Consider the following 18,086-nt stretch of genomic DNA (forward strand, 5'->3'; position numbering starts at 1 on the left):
AAACACAGAAGAAACCACTCAAACCCTCGCAGAAAGCCTTCTAGAGCCCTCTCAGCAGCCCCTATTCCTACTTCCCAGCACACGCTACCTCACCGATAGATGCAGAAAGCCCCTCCCCTTCCGTTCGGCAAGGAATAGAAGAAGAGGGGCACATAGAGCGCTGAAACGCTTAGTACTGAATTAGTTGAGTACGGGGTTAGTACTGGGGAGGCGCCTCATTCGCCATATTGTTGAAGCGCGAGTACTTACCGCTAAACGCCAACGGAATAGTACGAGTCGGACCACCACGGTGCTTAGCAATAATCATGTCCGCCTCACCCACACGTTGACTATCCAGGTTATACATATCCTCACGATGCAGCAGAATCACCATATCCGCATCCTGTTCAATAGAACCCGACTCACGCAGATCCGAAACCATCGGACGTTTATCAGTACGCTGCTCCGAACCACGGTTCAGCTGCGACAGCGCAATCACCGGAACATCCAGCTCCTTAGCCAACAGCTTCAGGCTACGCGAAAACTCCGAAACCTCCTGCTGACGCGACTCAACCTTCTTACCCGAACTCATCAGCTGCAGATAATCCAGCACCACAAGCTTCAAATCATTACGCTGCTTGAGGCGGCGGCACTTCGCGCGAATCTCCATCAGAGTCATATTCGGCGAATCATCAATAAAGAGAGGAGCAGAATCAATACGGCCCTGCAGATTCGCCAGGTTCGTCCAGCCTTCAGTACCCAGGTCACCCTTCTTCAGCTCACTCATCGGAATCTTGCCCTCCGCAGAGAGAATACGCATCGCCAACTCAGTACGACTCATCTCCAGCGAGAAAAACACAGTCGTCATCTGATGATGAATAGACGCAGAACGAGCAATATCAAGAGCCAAAGTCGACTTACCCACACCCGGACGAGCCGCAATAACAATCATCTGGCCACCGTGCAGACCACCGGTCAGCTCATCAAACTCAATAAAGTCAGTCGGCACACCGTACACGCCATCGGGGCGGTTCGAGTTCGCATCAATCTCATTGATGGTCTCCTCCAACGCATCAGAGAAAGATACATAATCTTCCTTCGCGTTACCATCAGTCACCGCATAAATCTCAGCCTGCGCCTGATCGACCAAAGTATCGACCTCAGTCTCATTGGCGTAACCCAGCTGAGCAATCTTCGTACCCGCCTCAATCAGGCGGCGCATAATCGCGTGCTCCTTAACAATCTCAGCGTAATACTGAGCGTTAGCAGCAGTCGGAACCGACGCAATCAGCGTATGAATATAGGACGCGCCGCCCACACGAGTCAGCTCGCCGCGCTTCTTCAGCTCATCAGCAACCGTAATCGCATCCGCAGGGCTGCCGTGACCATAAAGAGAAAGAATCGCCTCATAAATCGTCTCGTGCGCCGGCTTATAGAAATCAGACGCACGCAGGCTCTCAACCACATCCGCAATAGCGTCCTTCGACAGCAGCATGCCACCGAGCACCGACTGCTCAGCCACATCATCATGGGGCATAGTGCGGGAACCATAATCAATGGCAGTTTCAGACATGCTTATCCTCGCGTTTCAATCCGATATCTACGACGTTCCAGAAACAATTTCTGCAGAACTCCTATGCTAGTTTCTCACGAAGGCACATGCGAAACCCATACACGCCTAACGGGGAGCTCGGAGATAATCCTCAATCTTCTCAACGGCGAGCGCCGCGCCATCCATAGTGCGCATTGCCTCACCCAGCTGCCGCGCCCTAGCGCGCATGCCCTCATCGCTGAGCAGACGGTCCAGAATATCGCGCACATTGCCGCGGCGCACATTATTCTTCGTAAAGCGCAGGGCGTTACCGTAGCGCACGCACTCCTCAATATTCCAGCTTTGCTCAGCCTGCATCGCAATACCGGCAAACGGCACACCCGCCAGGCACGCCGTCTGTACCGTCCCCTCACCGCCGTGGGTCAACGAGGCATCAATATGGCCGGCAAGCAGATGCGCCGGAACAGTCCCAGCGAAATGGATATTGCTGCCCAGCATGCTGGTATCCGAGAGCTGCACCCCGCCGCCGACCAGCACATCCACCGGAGCGGCTGACAACTGCTGCAGCACCTGCACCAAAATATCTGCGGAGCCGGATGAGCCCATTCCCACGTAAATCAGTGGCCGCTCCCTGGGTTCGCGAACAATCTGCGGCAGCTCACCGGGCGCACGGTAATAAATAGGACCCACACCAACATCAGGCTCCACCAAAGAATCCCCGCGCAGCTGCATAAACAGAGAACAGATAAGATTCACGTCGGCACTGAGCATATCAACAGTACGGCGAGGAAGCCTCAGCCCATGCTCACGTGCCACACGAGTAAAAGAAGTCGGCTTATACGACAACACCCGCGCCACCGCACGCAACCACCCCGGTGCCGCGAGCTCGCCGTCTACAGGTTTCTTCGAAAAGTACGTCGACGAGTAAGCGTACGGGCGCGCATAGAAAATAGGGACACCCGCAATACGCGCAGACAGCAGCATCGTCAGGTTAGAACCAATCACCACAGCGTCCGCGCTAAAGTCACGAATAGCCGCGAGCTCAGCATTGACCCGCCGACGCACCATATCGGTCGTGAAAGGATGCCGGACTCCCCTGCCCTGATCCAGCGCCATAATCTGCTCCGCCTCAGCATCGCTCATGATTGGCTCGCGAAGATGCACAGGAAGCCCCGTATTTTCCAGCAGTCCCAAGTACTTAGGGGAATACACATGGAACAAGACCGTATGACCTCGCTCCCGAGCCACACGCGCTATCTCAATACAGCGCGTGGTTTCACCCATATTGAAGCTTTCGGGAGAGAAAAGAATACGGCTCATAACAAACTCCGGCAGGCGCACACGTGACTGAGCCGAATCTGCGACTCATAACCTCACCAGTGTAAAACGGAGCCCCAGTATTCCCTCGGATAGAGAGGAATACTGGGGCTCCGTTTCGCTGTATAAGCTTTGCGGTGTGATTCTGTCTTACTTCTTACGCAGAATCAGCCCGATAGCGCCAATGTGGTCCGCGTGGCGGCGGAACACACCGCGCATACCCAGCACACGCTCACGAATCTGCGGCTTACGCGCCAGATTGAACGCAATCTTCGCAACGCCGGCGGGACCCTCATCAGCCAGCAGACGCTTCGGCTCCAACAGAGCCATATCGGTCTGGTACACATCCAGCACCTCAAAGCCAGCCTCTTCCGCCAGAGCAGTCCACTCGGCAACAGTCAGCGGGCGGGCATTCACACGGATAGTGCGCGCCAGGTCCTTCTGAATCTCTTCCTTCAGCTCGGGGCGCAGATAATCGGGAACCAGCGACATCTCGTGAATAGCGTAGTAGCCGCCCGGACGCAGCAGACGAGCCGCCTCACGCATAATCTCCAGCTTGTGCTTATCGGTCTGCATGGTCAGCATCGCCTCGCCCACCACGGCGTCGTAGCTTTCCGAGGGCAGACCGGTCTCCTGAGCGCTAGCATTCACCACACGGTAGTTCGGCTTAGTCGATGCACCAATACGCTCGGTTACGATTTCAGCAGCCTTGGGATCAAGATCCACACCGGTGTAGCTCTTGGGGGAACGCTTCACAATCTCCAGGGCGGTAATACCCAGGCCCGGCGCAAACTCCACGACGTCAATGTCGCCGCCCAGAGCACGAGCCAGCAGCCAGTTGGTGGTCTCGCGGCCACCGGGGCGCAGAACCTTCTTGCCCAGCTGAGCCAGCAGCCAGTGACCTGCCGCCTTGTCGGCGGGGCGGTCGGTACCGGGAACGGAAGGGGTCTTAGACACGGAAGACAACTCCTCAATACTTGTATTTAATATGCAAAATTTATCTTCCCTAATTCTAGACCCGCCACCCAAAGAAAGGAAATATGACGTTATATAGAAGTGTGGTTGCCCTTTGTTACAGCATGCCGCAACACCACTACAGCCACCTTTGCTGCACACCTAGAGATTAAACAGAAACTGGAGCTGGACCTCTCGATCCAACCCCAGTCTCATCACACACACATACATACGAAAATCAGAGCCACTTCCGCAAGGAAAGTCCAACTTTCTGATGGTCCTCTCGAACCATCTATATAAAGTATTACGCGTAAACCTTTATTCCCTGTAGGTTAAAGCTGTAAGAAAGCTGGGAATAGATTTTCTTCAAAATCGGGGTGCGGCACCCCGGATTTCACGCGGAAACTACAAGTCGCTTTAAAAGAAGAAAGGCAAGGCGCTTTTGCCTTGCCATCCTTCTTTCGCTAGCGGGCGACCCCGCTACACGAAACACACACATTCACATCGCAGTCCTCTCGAACCAACACTTATAGTAAACACCCCCAACCTTATGGGAGGATTGAATTTCGCTGGAAACAAGCTGGGAGAAAACCAACAGAACCCTGAGAGCTTTGATATTGTGCAGTTTGCGGACTCTAAACCGGGCTAATAAGCCGCCATATACAGCCCCAGCAGCACCAACGGGTTAGCCACTACAGAAATAACCGCCAAGCAAATATTAGCCACGCGGTACTGACGGAACTTCACCAGACCCACCAGCGCGCACACCAGCGCAACACTGGATGCAAGGCCGCCAACCACCAGCAAAAGAAGCAGAAGAGCAGTAGCGACATTAGCGTCCGCAAATGGGATAACCGCTAGAGCGCACAGCAACAAATTGACGCACTCCAACACCACACCCGTGGACAGAAGCTGCGCGCTAGAAGACAAACGTGAAAAAGATCGAGCCATGTCTACCAGTCTACGGGGTCAATTGGCGTATTTCGCAGTCGCAACCGTTCTAATCACCAATCCTTCTGTAGCACACCACATATTCTCAGCTTCCAAAAATAATGTTTCACGTGAAACATGTACAGGAGCGAATACAACAAACGGGGTGCCCCTCACGAAGAGGGACACCCCGTCCAACATTCAACGCCGCAGCATCAAAGCACCAGCGTCAAATATCTAAAAATCTACTTACGCAGCAGCAACGACGTCCAGGACAACGTTAGCAACAACGTCAGCGTGCAGGCGGACAGTCACCTTGTACTCACCGGTGCGCTTGATAGCGGAACCCAGGTGGATGGTGCGCTTGTCAACGGAGCCAATGCCAGCAGCCTCAATAGCCTCAGCAATAGCCTCAGCCTTGACGGTACCGAACAGGCGGCCGTCAGCGCCAGCCTTGTGTGCAACGACAACCGGCTTAGCAGCCAGGGACGCAGCAATTGCCTGAGCCTCTTCCAGAGAAGCCTTAGCACGAGCCGCACGAGCGGCGCGGATGGACTCAACCTGCTTCTCGCCACCCTGGGTCCAGGTCACGGCGAAGCCGCGGGGCAGCAGGTAGTTACGTGCGTAACCGTCCTTAACGGTGACAACATCGCCAGCTGCACCGAGGCCGGAAACTTCCTGAGTCAGAATGATCTTAGCCATGTTACTGTCTCTCCTTCTCTTTAGCGGCCAGCGCCGGAGTAGGGCAGCAGTGCAACTTCGCGGGCGTTCTTAATAGCCTGAGCGATCTTGCGCTGCTCCTGAACGGTCACGCCAGTCACGCGGCGAGCGCGGATCTTGCCGCGGTCGGAGATGAACTTGCGCAGAAGTGCGACGTCCTTGTAGTCGATAACGGTGACGTCAGCAGCCTTGAGGGGGTTCTGCTTGGGTTTGGGCTTACGGATTTCAGCCTTAGCCATCGTGGTGCTCCTTAGAGTTGGGAGCCCGCGGCGGATAACCGCGGGATGGATTGATAAATTACTATTCGGAAAACGAAACCGGCTTAGAACGGAGGTTCGTCGTCGGCGCCGCTACCCCAGTCATAGTTACCACCAGACTGAGAACTCCACGGATCAGCAGCAGGAGCTGCAGGGGCCGCCGGAGCAGCCGGAGCGGAGTAGCCAGACTGGCCAGAGTAACCATTACCCTGAGCAGCAAAATTGTTCTGCTGAGGAGCGGAGAAACCGCCCTGAGCAGCAGCGTTGTACCCAGCGCCACCGCCAAAGCCACCCTGCGCACCGCCACCGAAGTTATTACCTCCGGCAGAACGCTGTGCGCGAGTCACCTGAGCAGTAGCAAAACGCAGAGTCGGGCCAATCTCCTCGACCTCAAGCTCAAACGAAGTACGACGCTCGCCTTCCTTGGTCTCGTACGAGCGAGACTTCAGACGGCCCTGCGCGATAACCTGAGTACCCTTCTTCAGAGTCTCTGCAACATTCTCAGCGTAACCACGCCACACCGACGCACGCAGGAACAGGGTCTCCCCATCCTCCCACTGGTTCGTCTGGCGGTTAAAAGTACGCGGAGTCGATGCGATCGTGAAATTAGCAACCGCCGCACCCGCAGGGGTGTAACGAAGCTCCGGGTCGCCAGTCAGATTACCAATAACGGTAATAACGGTATCGCCTGCCATTTGATGCCTCCTCGATAAGAGTTACAAGTATGTTGAATCCAGTACAGCGCAACCCCCTGACATTTTTAGGGGGTCAGCCGACCGGAAAGACCAACTACTTGCTGGAGATCTTCTGATCCTCCGGGCGGATGATCTTGGTACGCATGACGGACTCGTTCAGGTTCAGAACACGATCGAGCTCAGCTGCGGTCTCAGGGGTAGAGGTGAAGTTCACCACTGCGTAGATACCCTCAGACTTCTTCTGGATCTCGTATGCCAGGCGGCGACGACCCCAGATGTCAACGTTGTCGATAGAACCGCCTTCGCTGGTGACGATCTCGAGGAACTTGGACAGCGACGGCTCAACCGCACGGTCCTCAACCTCGGGGCTGAGGATAACCATCAGTTCATATGCACGCATGATTAAACCCCTCCTTTGGGCTAAACGGCTATGGGATTTCCATAGCAGGAGATTCATTGTGCTCTACACGTGAAGCACACCGGGTGGGGAACACGCATAGATTTCTTAACAATACACGAGAAAAAGCAGATAGAACAGTACCGCACCGCGTGACCTCAACCATGCGATGCGGTACCGAAAACCGCAGAAGCTACGCTTTCTGACGCTGCTCCCACCACTGCACCAGACGAGCCTTCGCCTCCTCCTCAGGAAGCGAACCCTCATCCAGACGCAAATTCAACAAGAACTTATACGCCTCACCCACCACCGGGCCCGGCGCAATACCAAGAATCTGCATAATCTGACCGCCATCCAGATCCGGACGGATCGAATCCAGCTCCTCCTGAGCAGCCAACTCAGCAATACGACGCTCCAAATCGTCATACGCCTCAGCCAGCGAGCGCGACAGACGACGATTACGAGTCGTCACATCAGAACGCGACACACGATGCAGACGCTCCAACTGATCGCCCGCATCACGCACATAACGGCGCACCGCAGAATCAGTCCAACCCGACTCACGGTAACCATAGAACCGCATATGCAGCTCCACCAGACGAGCCACAGCCTTAATCGTGTCATTATCAAAACGCAGCGCACGCATACGCTTCTTCACCATCTTCGCGCCCACCACCTCATGGTGCAGGAACGAGACGGAGCCGTCCTTCTCAAACTTACGAGTCTTCGGCTTACCAATATCGTGCATCAACGCCGCAAAACGCAGAATAAAATCAGGAGCCGGGCACGGGCCGTCCTCGTCCGTCTCCTTCTCCATCGCCTGCTCCATCACCTTCAACGAATGCGCATACACATCCTTATGGTGATGCGCCGGATCCATCTCCATACGCAACGCAGGAAGCTCCGGCAACACATAATCCGCCAGACCCGTATCCACCAGCAGGTTCAAACCCACCCGCGGATAATCCGACTCAATCAGCTTCACCAGCTCATCACGCACACGCTCAGCCGAAATAATCTCAATACGGCCAGCCATCTCACGCATCGCCTCGAAAACCTCCGGGGCAACCTCAAGATTAAAACGCGCAGCAAAACGAGCCGCACGCATCATACGCAGCGGATCCTCAGAAAAAGACTCCTCCGGCGAGCGCGGAGTACGCAAAACACCCGCACGCAAATCCTCAACGCCACCAAACAAGTCAACAACCTCACCACTGGGCAAAGCCGCCGCCATCGCATTAATCGTGAAATCACGACGCACCAAATCGGCGCTCAAATCCGTGCCGAACTCCACCGTCGGCTTACGCGAATCCGAAACATACACCTCAGCACGGTACGTGGTCACCTCATACACCACGCCATTCTTACGCGCACTAATCGTGCCGTACTCCTTGCCGATATCCCACGTATGCTCACCCCACCCACGCAGAATCTGCTCGCTCTGCTCCGGAGTAGCATCCGTCGTCAAATCAAAATCAGTGAAATGGCCGCCATCATCCAGCAGATTGTCGCGGACAATACCGCCCACCAAGTACAGCTCAAAACCCGCCGCACGGTACAGTTCTCCCAGCTCGGCGGCATCCGGGTACTTCGACACAACATCAATAATCAGCGACATAATCCTTTAATCGTGCCAGAAAAACCACCCACGCGCCCACCCCACACCCACAACACCCCACCAAAGACAGCTATCTCACCCCAAACCGAGACACCAAAACCTCAGCCTATCGGTTAAGGTAGAACCATGAGCATTCCCGTACCCCGCGCCCCCAAAACGCGCTTCACCGCGCCCGCGCGAGCGGTACCCGCCCCCGAAGAAGTCTCCGCAGGCGGGCTCATCATCGACTTCGACCGACCCGAACAGCTACCCGTAGCCATCATCGCCCGCATCAACCGCAACGGACAACGCGAATGGTGCCTACCCAAAGGCCACATCGAACACGGCGAAACCACCGTCGAAGCCGCACAACGCGAAATCAGCGAAGAAACCGGAATCACCGGCTACCCCGTAGCCTCCCTCGGCACCATCGCCTACTGGTTCACCTCCAACGGCACGCGCATCCACAAAACCGTGCACCACTACCTCTTCGCAGCAACCGGCGGCGAACTCAGCATCGACAACGACCCCGACCACGAAGCAATCGACGTCGCATGGGTCCCCCTCGAAGAGCTCCCCACCCGCCTCTCATTCGCCAACGAGCAACACATCGCCCGTAGCGCGCGCGAATACATCACCACCCAGCTCTAAACACCCGTTAAATAGAGCCCCAAAAACTAAAAGAAGCAATCACCCGCCGACACAGGAGAGACATACGTGGCACGTAACGACGCCCGCTCAAGCGCAATCATGGCAGCAGGCACCCTCGTCTCGCGCATCCTCGGATTCGTCAAGACCATCCTGCTCACCGTAGCCATCGGCTCACTCTCAACCGTCGGCGACGTCTTCGAAACCGCCAACACCCTACCCAACCTCATCTACGTCCTCGTAGCAGGCGGCGTCTTCAACGCAGTCCTCGTACCCCAAATCATCAAGGCGGCCAAAGCACAAGACGGCGGCGCACGATACATCTCCAAACTCGTCACCCTCACCGTCACCGCAATCGGCCTCATCACCCTTATCACCGTCGCCTGCGCCTGGCCCATCATCAGCATCATGGGCTCAGGATGGAGTCCCGAACAACGACAGCTCGGCTTCATCTTCGCCCTCTGGTGCCTACCCCAAATCTTCTTCTACGGCCTCTACACCGTCATCGGACAGGTCCTCAACGCCAAAGACGCATTCGGCGCCTACATGTGGTCGCCCGTACTCAACAACGTCATCACCATCCTGTCGCTGATCCTGTTCATCTTCCTCTTCGGCGCGCAAACCCCCAACCCCAACCCGATTCACACCGTAGACAACTGGACCAACGCACAAACCCTCGTGCTCGCAGGCTCCTCCACCTTCGGCGTCATCATGCAGGCACTCGTCCTGTTCATCCCCCTACGCAAGCTCGGTCTGCGCCTCAAGCCCGACTTCGCATGGCGAGGCATCGGCCTGCGCGCAGCCTCCAAGCTCGCCGCCTGGACCCTCGCCTCCGGCATCATCTCCAACCTCGCGTTCCTCTACATGACCAAGGTCGCCGCCGGCATCGTCGGCCAGCGCGAACACTACGCCGCCCTCGGCATCCAAATCCCCGGCCTGCAGGCACTCAACTACGCCTCCATGCTGTACATGCTCCCGCACGGCGTCATCGGCATCTCCATCGCCACCGTGCTCTTCAACCGCATGAGCGCCTCCGCCATCGCCGACGACAGCGACAGCGTCATCTACGCACTCTCCCACGGCCTGCGCAACGCAGCCGTAGCCACCGTCTTCTGCATGGTCGCACTCATGGTACTGGCAGGCCCCGTCGCCGTACTCTTCAGCGGCGGCGACCCCATCGCAGCAACCATCATCGCCAAGCTCATCGTCATCACCGCGCTCGGCACCCCCACCCTCACCATCAACTACCTCTACAGCCGCGTGCTCTACGCCCGCGAAGACGCACGCACCCCCTTCCGCATCCAGGTGTACTCCGCCATCATCATGGTCATCATGAGCTTCGCAGCATCCCTGCTCGACGCACAGTACACCGTGTACATGCTCGCCTTCATCTACCCGGTGCACAACATCCTGATCCTGTTCATCAGCCACCACATGGTCCGCCGCCGCCTCGGCTACTACGGCCAGCGCGGCATCGTCAGCGCCTACGCCCGCACCACCCTCGCATCCCTCTTCGCCGGCGGCATCGCAGCCATCGCACTCTGGCTGCTCGGCGGCTACCAGCTCGACGGATTCGCCTGGGCATCCAAGCTCACCGCAATCATCACCCTCGCCGTATGCGGCACCGTCATGGGCCTGGCATACCTCGCCGGTATACAAATCTTCCGCGTCAAGGAAGCCAACGCACTACTGGCACCCCTCACTTCCAAACTTGAGCGTTTTGCACGCCGCTAAAGCAGCACACAACGCCCAACCCGGGTAGCTGCCGTGCACCCACCTCACCCCACACCGGGGCCCGCAAAGGACGCAGGCAGCCACCCGGACGCCACAAACTATCACTCAGCCCCAGCATCCTTCAATGCCGGGTAGAATCTAATAGTCAGGGCCCGCCACACGGCAGGCACTATGAAACCACCTCGGGAGAACACGTTGTCGCAACAGATTCCGGTCGGATCGGTCCTCGGAGGCCGCTACGAGATCACCGCACACATCATCATTACGGCAGAATCCGACATGGTGCTTGAAGGCACCGACCAGATTCTCAACCGTAAGGTCTCGGTCGTCGTCGCATCGCCCAGCCGCAGCGCACTGCTGGAAGCAAACTCCCGCGCGCTCGCAGCCAACGCACGCGGCAACATCCAGATCCTCGACCTGGGCATCACCCCCGAAGGCAGCCGTTACCTCGTCACCTCCCACACCCGCCCCGACACCCTGCTGGACACCCTGCTGGTCGAAAACCACGCACTCTCCAACGCAGAAGACGCGCTGGGCACCGAAATCTTCGGCGACTCCGAAAGCAGCAGCTCCCCCAACACCTACGAGAAGGTCTCTGCTTCCAGCACCAACCAGGAGAGCATCACCGCAGCCAAGAACTGGAACGCATCCGACGGCGCAGCCGTCACCGCATACTCCGAACCCACCAGCATCTACGAAGATGACGAAGACGAAGAAGACGGCAGCCGCGGCACCTGGGCAGTCGCCCTGGCAGCAGTCCTGCTACTCGTCATCGTCGCAGGCGGTATCCTCACCTCCCTGGGCGCAATCGGCTCCAACCAGGCAGCCGCACCGCACACCCCCAAGTCTTCTATGTCGGCATCCGAATCGGCTGCGGCAAACGCCAGCGCATCGGCATCCCCGACCGCTAAGGCATCGAACGCACCGGCGAAGATCGCGTCCGTGGCTCGCTTCGTGCCCTCGAACCCCACGTTCATGAACGACATGGACACCCTCATCCCGAACCTGACCGACGGTAATGCCAACACCGCATGGATCAGCTACGGCTTCGGCACCGCCAACTACGCCGGCACCATCAAGGAATTCGGCCTGGCACTGAAGCTGCAGACCCCCACCGTCGTCTCCAAGCTGACCATTCAGCAGAACACCGGCACCGGCGGCTCCTTCACCGTCTACACCAACAGCTCTGCATCCCTGGACGGTGCGGTTGAGGTCGGCAAGGGCACCTTCGAAGGCAAGGATGCAGTCGTCACCCTGGACACCTCCAAGCAGAGCGCAGAAAAGGGCGCCTACGTGATCATCGTGGTCAACGAGCTGCCCCGCCTCTCCCTGCCGATTGGAAATTGGAGTTACGGTCTGCGCATCAACGAAATCAAGGTGGACTAATCAACCCATAACGCGACGTCGACAGGGCGCTCACACCCCAGACACAAGGGCGGGGCTTCTGAACTCAACGGTTCGGAAGCCCCGCCCTTTTTGATGTCTATTTATGACTCTTTATGGCAGGGTCGCTACTCAAAGATTCACAGTGCGCACAGTATCTGGATAAGGATCCCCCAAAAATGGAATAATCGAGGATAAAGCCCTGTTATAGGGGCAGAACGAAAGACCTACAAGGGAAAGATATATCCGATGACTGAGAATCTGGGAGGCCTCTTCGGAGGCTCCGCCCTGGGCAATCTGAACCTCGCCTCCGCACCCGCCACCAAAGCCGCACCAGCTGCCGAGGTTGAGACCGATGCAACCGTCCACAACGTCATTATTGTGGGCTCCGGCCCCGCCGGCTACACCGCCGCAATCTACGCGGCACGCGCCGAGCTGAAGCCCGTCCTCTTCGCCAGCTCCCTGGCACCCGGCGGCTCCCTCATGAACACCACCGAGGTCGAGAACTTCCCCGGCTTCATTCAGGGCATCCAGGGCCCCGAGCTGATGGAGAACATCGGCCAGCAGGCTGAGCGTTTCGGCACTGACATCCGCTACCAGGACGTAGAAAAGGTCGAACTCACCGGCGACGTGAAGAAGGTCTACACCGCTGACGGCGCCGTTCACCTGGCGAAGACCGTCATCATGACCACCGGTTCTCAGGTCCGTAAGCTCCACATCGAGGGCGAAGATCGACTCTCCGGTTACGGCGTCTCCTGGTGCGCAACCTGCGATGGCTTCTTCTTCAAGGACAAGGAAATCGCAGTGGTCGGCGGTGGCGACTCCGCGCTGGAGGAGGCACTGTTCCTGACGACCTTCGCATCCAAGGTGTACCTGGTGCACCGCCGCGACTCTTTCCGTGCTTCGGAAATCATGCAGACCCGCGTGTTCAACAACCCGAAGATTGAGGTTGTCTGGGACTCGGCTGTCACCGCCGTTCACGGCGAGAGCAACCTCGAGTCGATCACCCTGACCAACACCAAGGACGGTTCTGAGCGTCAGCTGGCTGTTCAGGGCCTGTTCATCGCTATTGGCTCCGATCCTCGTGTGGAACTGGTACGTGACCAGCTGGAGATTACCGAGAACCACACCATCGCGGTTCAGGGTCGTTCCTCGAAGACTTCCGTTCCCGGCGTTTTCGCTGCCGGTGACGTGATTGACCCGACCTACCGCCAGGCAATCATTGCTGCCGGTTCCGGTGCTGTTGCCGCTCTGGACGCGCAGCACTACCTCGAAAACCTCTAAACTATTCGTATTACTCGCAGGGGAATCCGCCCCGTGTCAGAAAGGAGCACTCCGTGAGCAGTGCACAGCAGGCAACTGATGCCACTTTTGACGAACTGGTTCTGAAGAACGACAAGCCCGTTATCGTGGACTTCTGGGCTGAATGGTGCGGCCCCTGCCGCATGGTTGGCCCCGTGATTGACGAGATCGCTGGCGAGTACGCAGGCCAGGTCGACGTGGTCAAGGTAGATGTTGAGGCAAATGGCGATACCGCCATGAAGTACGGCATTACCTCTATTCCCGCCATCTACCTTTTCAAGGGTGGCGAGGTCGTCAAGAAGACCGTAGGCGCTAAGACGAAGCCCGCTCTGCTGGCCGAGTTCTCCGAGCACCTGGGCTAATCTTTCGAGCAGCTAGAGAAAAACCCTCGGTGATGTTTCACGTGAAACATCACCGAGGGTTTTTTATATATGCAACTGATTTCAGTTGCTAAATATTGTTTTATGCGAAAATTTAGCCCGAGAAATCAGAATCTAAAACGCGGATAATGCGGTTCAGATCCTCAACATTCGCAAATTCGATGGTCATCTTACCCTTGCGAGCACCCAGCGAAATCTTCACCGAAGTATCGAGCTTGTCAGCAAAAGCCTCCGCAATATAATCCAGGCGCTCACGGTGCTTCTGAGGCTGAGGAGCCTTACGCTCCTTCACCTCCGCAGCGCCGGATGTATGGTTCACCAGCTCCTCAGTTGCGCGAACCGACAGCCCCTCGTTCACAATCTTCTGCGCGAGAGTCTCAATCTGAGCCTGGTCGGTCAGAGCCAGCAGGGCACGCGCGTGACCCGCGGAGAGAATACCCGCCGCAACGCGACGCTGCACCAGAGCCGGCAGCTTCAGCAGACGAATCGTATTCGAAATCTGGGGGCGAGAACGACCAATACGCTTAGCCAACTGCTCCTGAGTAGTGTCGAACTCCTCCATGAGCTGTTGGTATGCCGCTGCCTCTTCAATGGGGTTCAGCTGGCTGCGGTGCAGGTTCTCCAGTAGGGCGTCACGGAGAAGGTCGCCATCTTCAGTCTCACGAACAATCGCCGGGATGGTGCTCAGGCCAGCCGCCTGGGTTGCACGCCAGCGGCGCTCACCCATGACCAGCTCATACTTTTCGGTGCCGTTTTCGCGCGAGGGACGCACGACGATCGGCTGCAGAACACCAATCTCACGAACCGAGTGGATGAGCTCTTCCATATCCTGCTCATCAAAGTCAGTTCGGGGCTGCTTGCGGTTCGGATGGATATCGCGAACGTTCAGCTCAGCAAACTGGGCACCGGGAACCGGGACCAGACCCCCCTGCTCCTCAGAAGCGGACTGCGGGGCGGAGACATCTTCACCAAAGAAGAAGTCCACCGGGCGGCGAGTCAGGGTGGTGTTGCGCAGTGCCGCACCCATATCCACGCGCGGCTTCTTCTTCGATGTTTCACGTGAAACATCCTGCGAGGAGGTGGGAGCTTCGATCTTCTCCTCTGCCTTCTCAGCTTCAGTAGGCTTTTCCTGAGCGGGTGCAGCTTCAGCAGGCTTAGCCTCTACAGACTCAGCTTTAGTGCTCTTACGCTGCTTCTCCGGCTTAGCCTCGTGAGCCATTTCGAAGAGGCCGTCAGTCATCGGCTCTTCAATCGGAGTGGACACCTTCTTGGGTGCAGCCTTTACTGCAGCAGTCTTTTCGGATGCCTTCGCCTCAGCATTACCAGAATTCTTCGTACTCTGAGGGATCAGTGCCCCCAGGCCACGACCCAAGCCGCGTCGCTTTTCAGCCATCGTTACTCCTTAGGACTCCCGGACGAGCCCGCTCATTTTTGCTTCTTCATCTAGTGTAAACGAAATAAGCACCCGAAAGCAGAAGTGAAAACTGCACGGTACATGATCCAAATTATTCCCAATAATTAATTCTCTAAGGCTGTTTTCTCGGGTTTCACCCAGAAAATACCGTACACAATAAGCCCTTTTTGAATCATCAATAGACAATCCAAAAGGGCTCATTTCAAAAGATTTAGATTATGCGGATCGGCGCGAGAGCTCCTGTGCCGCCTCGCGGTAGGCGCGAGCGCCAGTCGACGAAGAATCGTAGGTGATGACGGTCTGCTGATAACTGGGAGCTTCAGAGATACGAACCGAGCGAGGAATCTTCACACCCAGGGTTTCCTCCGGGAAGTGTTCACGCACCTCCTCTGCCACTTGGAATGCCAGGTTGGTACGAGCATCGTACATGGTCAGCAGAATTGTGCTGATGCGCAGCTTGGAGTTCAGATGCTTCTGAATCATCTGAATATTCTTCAGCAGCTGGCTCAGACCTTCCAGAGCGTAGTACTCGCACTGAATCGGAATCAGAATCTCTTCTGCCGCAACGAAGGCATTGACGGTCAGCAGGCCGAGGCTCGGCGGGCAGTCGATAAAGACATAGTCCAGGCGCTCCATGCCCTGCTTCTCGCGCCACTCAGTGTAGTCCATCAGGGCATTCTTGAGGCGAGTCTCGCGTGCCACCAGGGAAACCAGTTCAATCTCCGCGCCCGCAAGGTCGATATTGGCAGGGGCACAGAACAGGCCGGGCATATCGGGGCATTCCTGAACAATTTCAGAAAGCGGCTTATCCTCAATCAGGACGTTGTAGACACTGGGAACATCCACGCCGTGCTCAATACCCAGTGCGGTCGAGGCGTTACCCTGCGGGTCGTTATCGATAACCAAGACGTTCAGTCCAGCCTCCGCGAGCGCGGCTGCGAGGTTCACGGCGGTGCTGGTTTTACCCACGCCACCCTTCTGGTTCGACACGGTGAAGACACGCGTATGCACAGGCTTGGGGAGCAAATCTGCTGCAGATTTCTGAGCTTGAGGAGTCATCGGGTGCCTTCCATGTTCCGGGTGGTGTGTCTACGGTGATGCTTCGTCTGATGCCTCGCGTGTGGCAATACTCTGCGGTATTTGTGCGCGAGGAGGATTCAACCTCCACTCCCCCACCATTCACTCATCTCAGCATGTTTCACGTGAAACATACTCCGTGAGGTGGTGAAGTCTGCAATGTTTCACGTGAAACATTGATGCTGCCCGAATGGTTCTGAAGGGCTCGGTACCCCTTACTGAACCAGCAGGCTTTGATGTAGAAGAGTCTAAGGTTTCAATCCTTCCTTAAGGGTACCCGGCATCAGGTCAATACTCCACGCGAGAGGTCATTCTATGTACTCTACGGATGCAATTGCCGCGCACGCCCGGCAAGCCAGCGCACAAAAATGGGCGGTACCGCGTAAGCTATGTATATTCACTAGCTCATTGCGGTACCGCCCATTTGAGACGAAACCTTTAGAGACGGACTCGAACCACCGTCGTCGGCTCTTCCAGTAGATCACCGCCGGCGGTGAGAATCTCAGTCTCACGCGCACCGTAGCGGTTCAGCTTCTTCTTCGCCTTAGTAATCTCCTCCGCGGCACTACGACCCTTCAGAGCCAGCAGCTCACCGGTGCCACGCAGAATCGGCAGAGTAATGTCCAGCAGGCCCACCAGAGCGGACACAGCGCGCGCAGTCACCACATCAGCTTCAACAGCACCCACAGCCTGCTCAGCACGCGAGCGCAGCACGGTCACGTTCTCCAGGCCCAGATCCTCGACAACCTCATTCAGCCAAATCACGCGGCGCTCCAGAGGCTCAATCAGGGTCAGCTTCAAATCCGGGCGGGCAATCGCCAGGCACAGACCGGGCAGACCAGCCCCCGAACCAACATCGGCAACCGACGCATTCGGAGCAATATACTCCTGCACCACGGCACAGTTCAGCACGTGGCGAGCCCACAGGCGCGGCACCTCACGCGGACCAATCAGACCACGCTCAATACCGGTCGTCGCCAGGTGCTGCACGTAGCGCTCCGCCAGAGGCAGACGCTCACCGAACACAGCCTCCGCGGCGGCGCGCTCACTCTCACTGAGAGTAACCATCGAAGTCTCCATACTAGGCTCCTACCTTGGGAAGAGAAATCACCACGTGACGGCGAGGGCCCTCACCCTCAGACTCGCTGTACAAGCCAGCAGCAGCCACCACATCGTGCACGACCTTACGCTCGTACGGGCTCAGCGGCTTCATGTGCTCATCGCGACCGGTAGTGCGCACCTTCTCAATCGCGTCAGCAGCGATCTTCTCCAGCTGCTCACGACGCTCAGCACGGTAGCCAGCAATGTCCAGAATCAGGCGGGAACGGGTGCCGTTACCAGCCAGGACGGAGAGGCGCACCAGCTCCTGCAGAGCCTCCAGAACCTCGCCGTGGCGGCCAACCAGGTGGCGCAGTTCCTCATTGTCATCATCGTCATTAACGACCGACAGGTAGATGCGGTTATTGCGCACCTCAATATCAATGTCGCCGTCCATATCGACAATATCGAGAAGCTCTTCGAGGTAGTCAGCGGCGATATCGCCTTCCTCCTCAATGTCCTCAAAATCATCTTCTTCGCCCTCAAAGGGCTCCTCTACCAGCTGCTCCTCAACGAGCTGCTCGTCCTCATATTCCATAGCTTCAGTCACAATAATCCTCGGGGTGTTCGGAGGGGTGTCCTAGGGGTAAAAAGTATCTCATACACGGCGCCGGGCCCGCGCCACACGTGGCGAGAACCCGGCCCGAATCAC

Annotated in this window: 18 protein-coding genes; 5 read left to right on the forward strand and 13 right to left on the reverse strand. The window is 57.0% G+C overall.

Annotated elements, in window-relative coordinates:
• Positions 1–196: 196 nt before the first annotated feature.
• The 9 genes from dnaB to O3675_RS05650 all read right to left on the reverse strand — a co-directional run bounded on the left by dnaB (position 197) and on the right by O3675_RS05650 (position 8,419).
• Positions 197–1,552: a replicative DNA helicase gene (dnaB, locus tag O3675_RS05610; protein WP_371571466.1), complete on the reverse strand. Its 1,356-nt coding sequence runs from the start codon at positions 1,550–1,552 to the stop codon at positions 197–199.
• A 105-nt stretch (positions 1,553–1,657) separates the two neighbouring features.
• The gene (locus tag O3675_RS05615) at positions 1,658–2,674 is read right to left on the reverse strand and encodes a glycosyltransferase (RefSeq protein ID WP_371571467.1); all 1,017 of its coding nucleotides are present in this window, start codon (positions 2,672–2,674) and stop codon (positions 1,658–1,660) included.
• Positions 2,675–2,998: 324 nt separating this feature from the next.
• Positions 2,999–3,805 (reverse strand): class I SAM-dependent methyltransferase, encoded by an 807-nt coding sequence (locus O3675_RS05620; protein ID WP_005508028.1) that lies wholly within the window; start codon positions 3,803–3,805, stop codon positions 2,999–3,001.
• Positions 3,806–4,447: 642 nt separating this feature from the next.
• Positions 4,448–4,753 (reverse strand): hypothetical protein, encoded by a 306-nt coding sequence (locus O3675_RS05625; protein WP_044142258.1) that lies wholly within the window; start codon positions 4,751–4,753, stop codon positions 4,448–4,450.
• Positions 4,754–4,981: 228 nt separating this feature from the next.
• Entirely contained in the window at positions 4,982–5,434 is a 453-nt protein-coding gene (gene rplI, locus O3675_RS05630) for a 50S ribosomal protein L9 (RefSeq protein ID WP_005504050.1), read from the reverse strand.
• 20 nt (positions 5,435–5,454) lie between these two features.
• Complete coding sequence (rpsR, locus tag O3675_RS05635) at positions 5,455–5,691, reverse strand: 30S ribosomal protein S18 (RefSeq protein ID WP_004005948.1); 237 nt, start codon at positions 5,689–5,691, stop codon at positions 5,455–5,457.
• An 83-nt stretch (positions 5,692–5,774) separates the two neighbouring features.
• Positions 5,775–6,404 (reverse strand): single-stranded DNA-binding protein, encoded by a 630-nt coding sequence (locus O3675_RS05640; protein WP_049338566.1) that lies wholly within the window; start codon positions 6,402–6,404, stop codon positions 5,775–5,777.
• Positions 6,405–6,498: 94 nt separating this feature from the next.
• On the reverse strand, positions 6,499–6,804 hold the full coding sequence (rpsF, locus tag O3675_RS05645; protein ID WP_070819188.1) for a 30S ribosomal protein S6: 306 nt from the start codon (positions 6,802–6,804) through the stop codon (positions 6,499–6,501).
• Positions 6,805–6,994: 190 nt separating this feature from the next.
• Positions 6,995–8,419 carry a CCA tRNA nucleotidyltransferase gene (locus O3675_RS05650; protein WP_371571471.1) on the reverse strand — a complete coding sequence of 475 codons (1,425 nt, stop codon included), beginning with the start codon at positions 8,417–8,419 and terminating at the stop codon, positions 6,995–6,997.
• A gap of 126 nt (positions 8,420–8,545) precedes the next feature.
• Here O3675_RS05650 and O3675_RS05655 point away from each other — a divergent pair, with 126 nt between their 5' ends.
• The 5 genes from O3675_RS05655 (at position 8,546) to trxA (ending at position 13,827) form a co-directional block, all read left to right on the forward strand.
• On the forward strand, positions 8,546–9,049 hold the full coding sequence (locus tag O3675_RS05655) for an NUDIX hydrolase (RefSeq protein WP_005504058.1): 504 nt from the start codon (positions 8,546–8,548) through the stop codon (positions 9,047–9,049).
• Positions 9,050–9,115: 66 nt separating this feature from the next.
• Positions 9,116–10,780 (forward strand): murein biosynthesis integral membrane protein MurJ, encoded by a 1,665-nt coding sequence (murJ, locus tag O3675_RS05660; protein ID WP_371571472.1) that lies wholly within the window; start codon positions 9,116–9,118, stop codon positions 10,778–10,780.
• Positions 10,781–10,975: 195 nt separating this feature from the next.
• On the forward strand, positions 10,976–12,166 hold the full coding sequence (locus O3675_RS05665) for a serine/threonine protein kinase (RefSeq protein ID WP_371571474.1): 1,191 nt from the start codon (positions 10,976–10,978) through the stop codon (positions 12,164–12,166).
• A 246-nt stretch (positions 12,167–12,412) separates the two neighbouring features.
• Positions 12,413–13,447, forward strand: coding sequence for a thioredoxin-disulfide reductase (gene trxB, locus O3675_RS05670; RefSeq protein ID WP_306524685.1), 1,035 nt, complete (start codon positions 12,413–12,415; stop codon positions 13,445–13,447).
• A 53-nt stretch (positions 13,448–13,500) separates the two neighbouring features.
• Entirely contained in the window at positions 13,501–13,827 is a 327-nt protein-coding gene (trxA, locus tag O3675_RS05675) for a thioredoxin (protein ID WP_005504074.1), read from the forward strand.
• A 112-nt stretch (positions 13,828–13,939) separates the two neighbouring features.
• On the opposite strand, the gene O3675_RS05680 is transcribed toward trxA, so the two are convergent.
• The 4 genes from O3675_RS05680 to O3675_RS05695 form a co-directional block, all read right to left on the reverse strand.
• A complete protein-coding gene (locus tag O3675_RS05680) occupies positions 13,940–15,238 on the reverse strand; it encodes a ParB/RepB/Spo0J family partition protein (RefSeq protein ID WP_371571477.1) in 1,299 nt (432 codons plus the stop codon).
• A 237-nt stretch (positions 15,239–15,475) separates the two neighbouring features.
• The gene (locus O3675_RS05685; RefSeq protein ID WP_049354148.1) at positions 15,476–16,318 is read right to left on the reverse strand and encodes a ParA family protein; all 843 of its coding nucleotides are present in this window, start codon (positions 16,316–16,318) and stop codon (positions 15,476–15,478) included.
• A gap of 456 nt (positions 16,319–16,774) precedes the next feature.
• Entirely contained in the window at positions 16,775–17,416 is a 642-nt protein-coding gene (gene rsmG, locus O3675_RS05690; RefSeq protein ID WP_005504080.1) for a 16S rRNA (guanine(527)-N(7))-methyltransferase RsmG, read from the reverse strand.
• A 1-nt stretch (position 17,417) separates the two neighbouring features.
• On the reverse strand, positions 17,418–17,984 hold the full coding sequence (locus tag O3675_RS05695) for a protein jag (RefSeq protein WP_371571479.1): 567 nt from the start codon (positions 17,982–17,984) through the stop codon (positions 17,418–17,420).
• Between the last annotated feature and the right edge of the window lie 102 nt (positions 17,985–18,086).

Source organism: Rothia sp. 27098_8_27 (genome assembly GCF_041432805.1).
Classification (GTDB): Bacteria; Actinomycetota; Actinomycetes; order Actinomycetales; family Micrococcaceae; genus Rothia; species Rothia mucilaginosa.

Excerpts from the sequence above, each read along its gene's own strand:
- O3675_RS05655 (WP_005504058.1), top strand. The coding sequence starts at position 8,546 with ATGAGCATTCCCGTACCCCGCGCCCCCAAAACGCGCTTCACCGCGCCC.
- O3675_RS05615 (WP_371571467.1), bottom strand. The coding sequence starts at position 2,674 with ATGAGCGATGCTGAGGCGGAGCAGATTATGGCGCTGGATCAGGGCAGG.
- rplI (WP_005504050.1), bottom strand. The coding sequence starts at position 5,434 with ATGGCTAAGATCATTCTGACTCAGGAAGTTTCCGGCCTCGGTGCAGCT.
- dnaB (WP_371571466.1), bottom strand. The coding sequence starts at position 1,552 with ATGTCTGAAACTGCCATTGATTATGGTTCCCGCACTATGCCCCATGAT.
- O3675_RS05685 (WP_049354148.1), bottom strand. The coding sequence starts at position 16,318 with ATGACTCCTCAAGCTCAGAAATCTGCAGCAGATTTGCTCCCCAAGCCT.
- trxB (WP_306524685.1), top strand. The coding sequence starts at position 12,413 with ATGACTGAGAATCTGGGAGGCCTCTTCGGAGGCTCCGCCCTGGGCAAT.
- O3675_RS05625 (WP_044142258.1), bottom strand. The coding sequence starts at position 4,753 with ATGGCTCGATCTTTTTCACGTTTGTCTTCTAGCGCGCAGCTTCTGTCC.
- rpsR (WP_004005948.1), bottom strand. The coding sequence starts at position 5,691 with ATGGCTAAGGCTGAAATCCGTAAGCCCAAACCCAAGCAGAACCCCCTC.
- rpsF (WP_070819188.1), bottom strand. The coding sequence starts at position 6,804 with ATGCGTGCATATGAACTGATGGTTATCCTCAGCCCCGAGGTTGAGGAC.
- O3675_RS05650 (WP_371571471.1), bottom strand. The coding sequence starts at position 8,419 with ATGTCGCTGATTATTGATGTTGTGTCGAAGTACCCGGATGCCGCCGAG.
- O3675_RS05680 (WP_371571477.1), bottom strand. The coding sequence starts at position 15,238 with ATGGCTGAAAAGCGACGCGGCTTGGGTCGTGGCCTGGGGGCACTGATC.
- rsmG (WP_005504080.1), bottom strand. The coding sequence starts at position 17,416 with ATGGAGACTTCGATGGTTACTCTCAGTGAGAGTGAGCGCGCCGCCGCG.
- O3675_RS05640 (WP_049338566.1), bottom strand. The coding sequence starts at position 6,404 with ATGGCAGGCGATACCGTTATTACCGTTATTGGTAATCTGACTGGCGAC.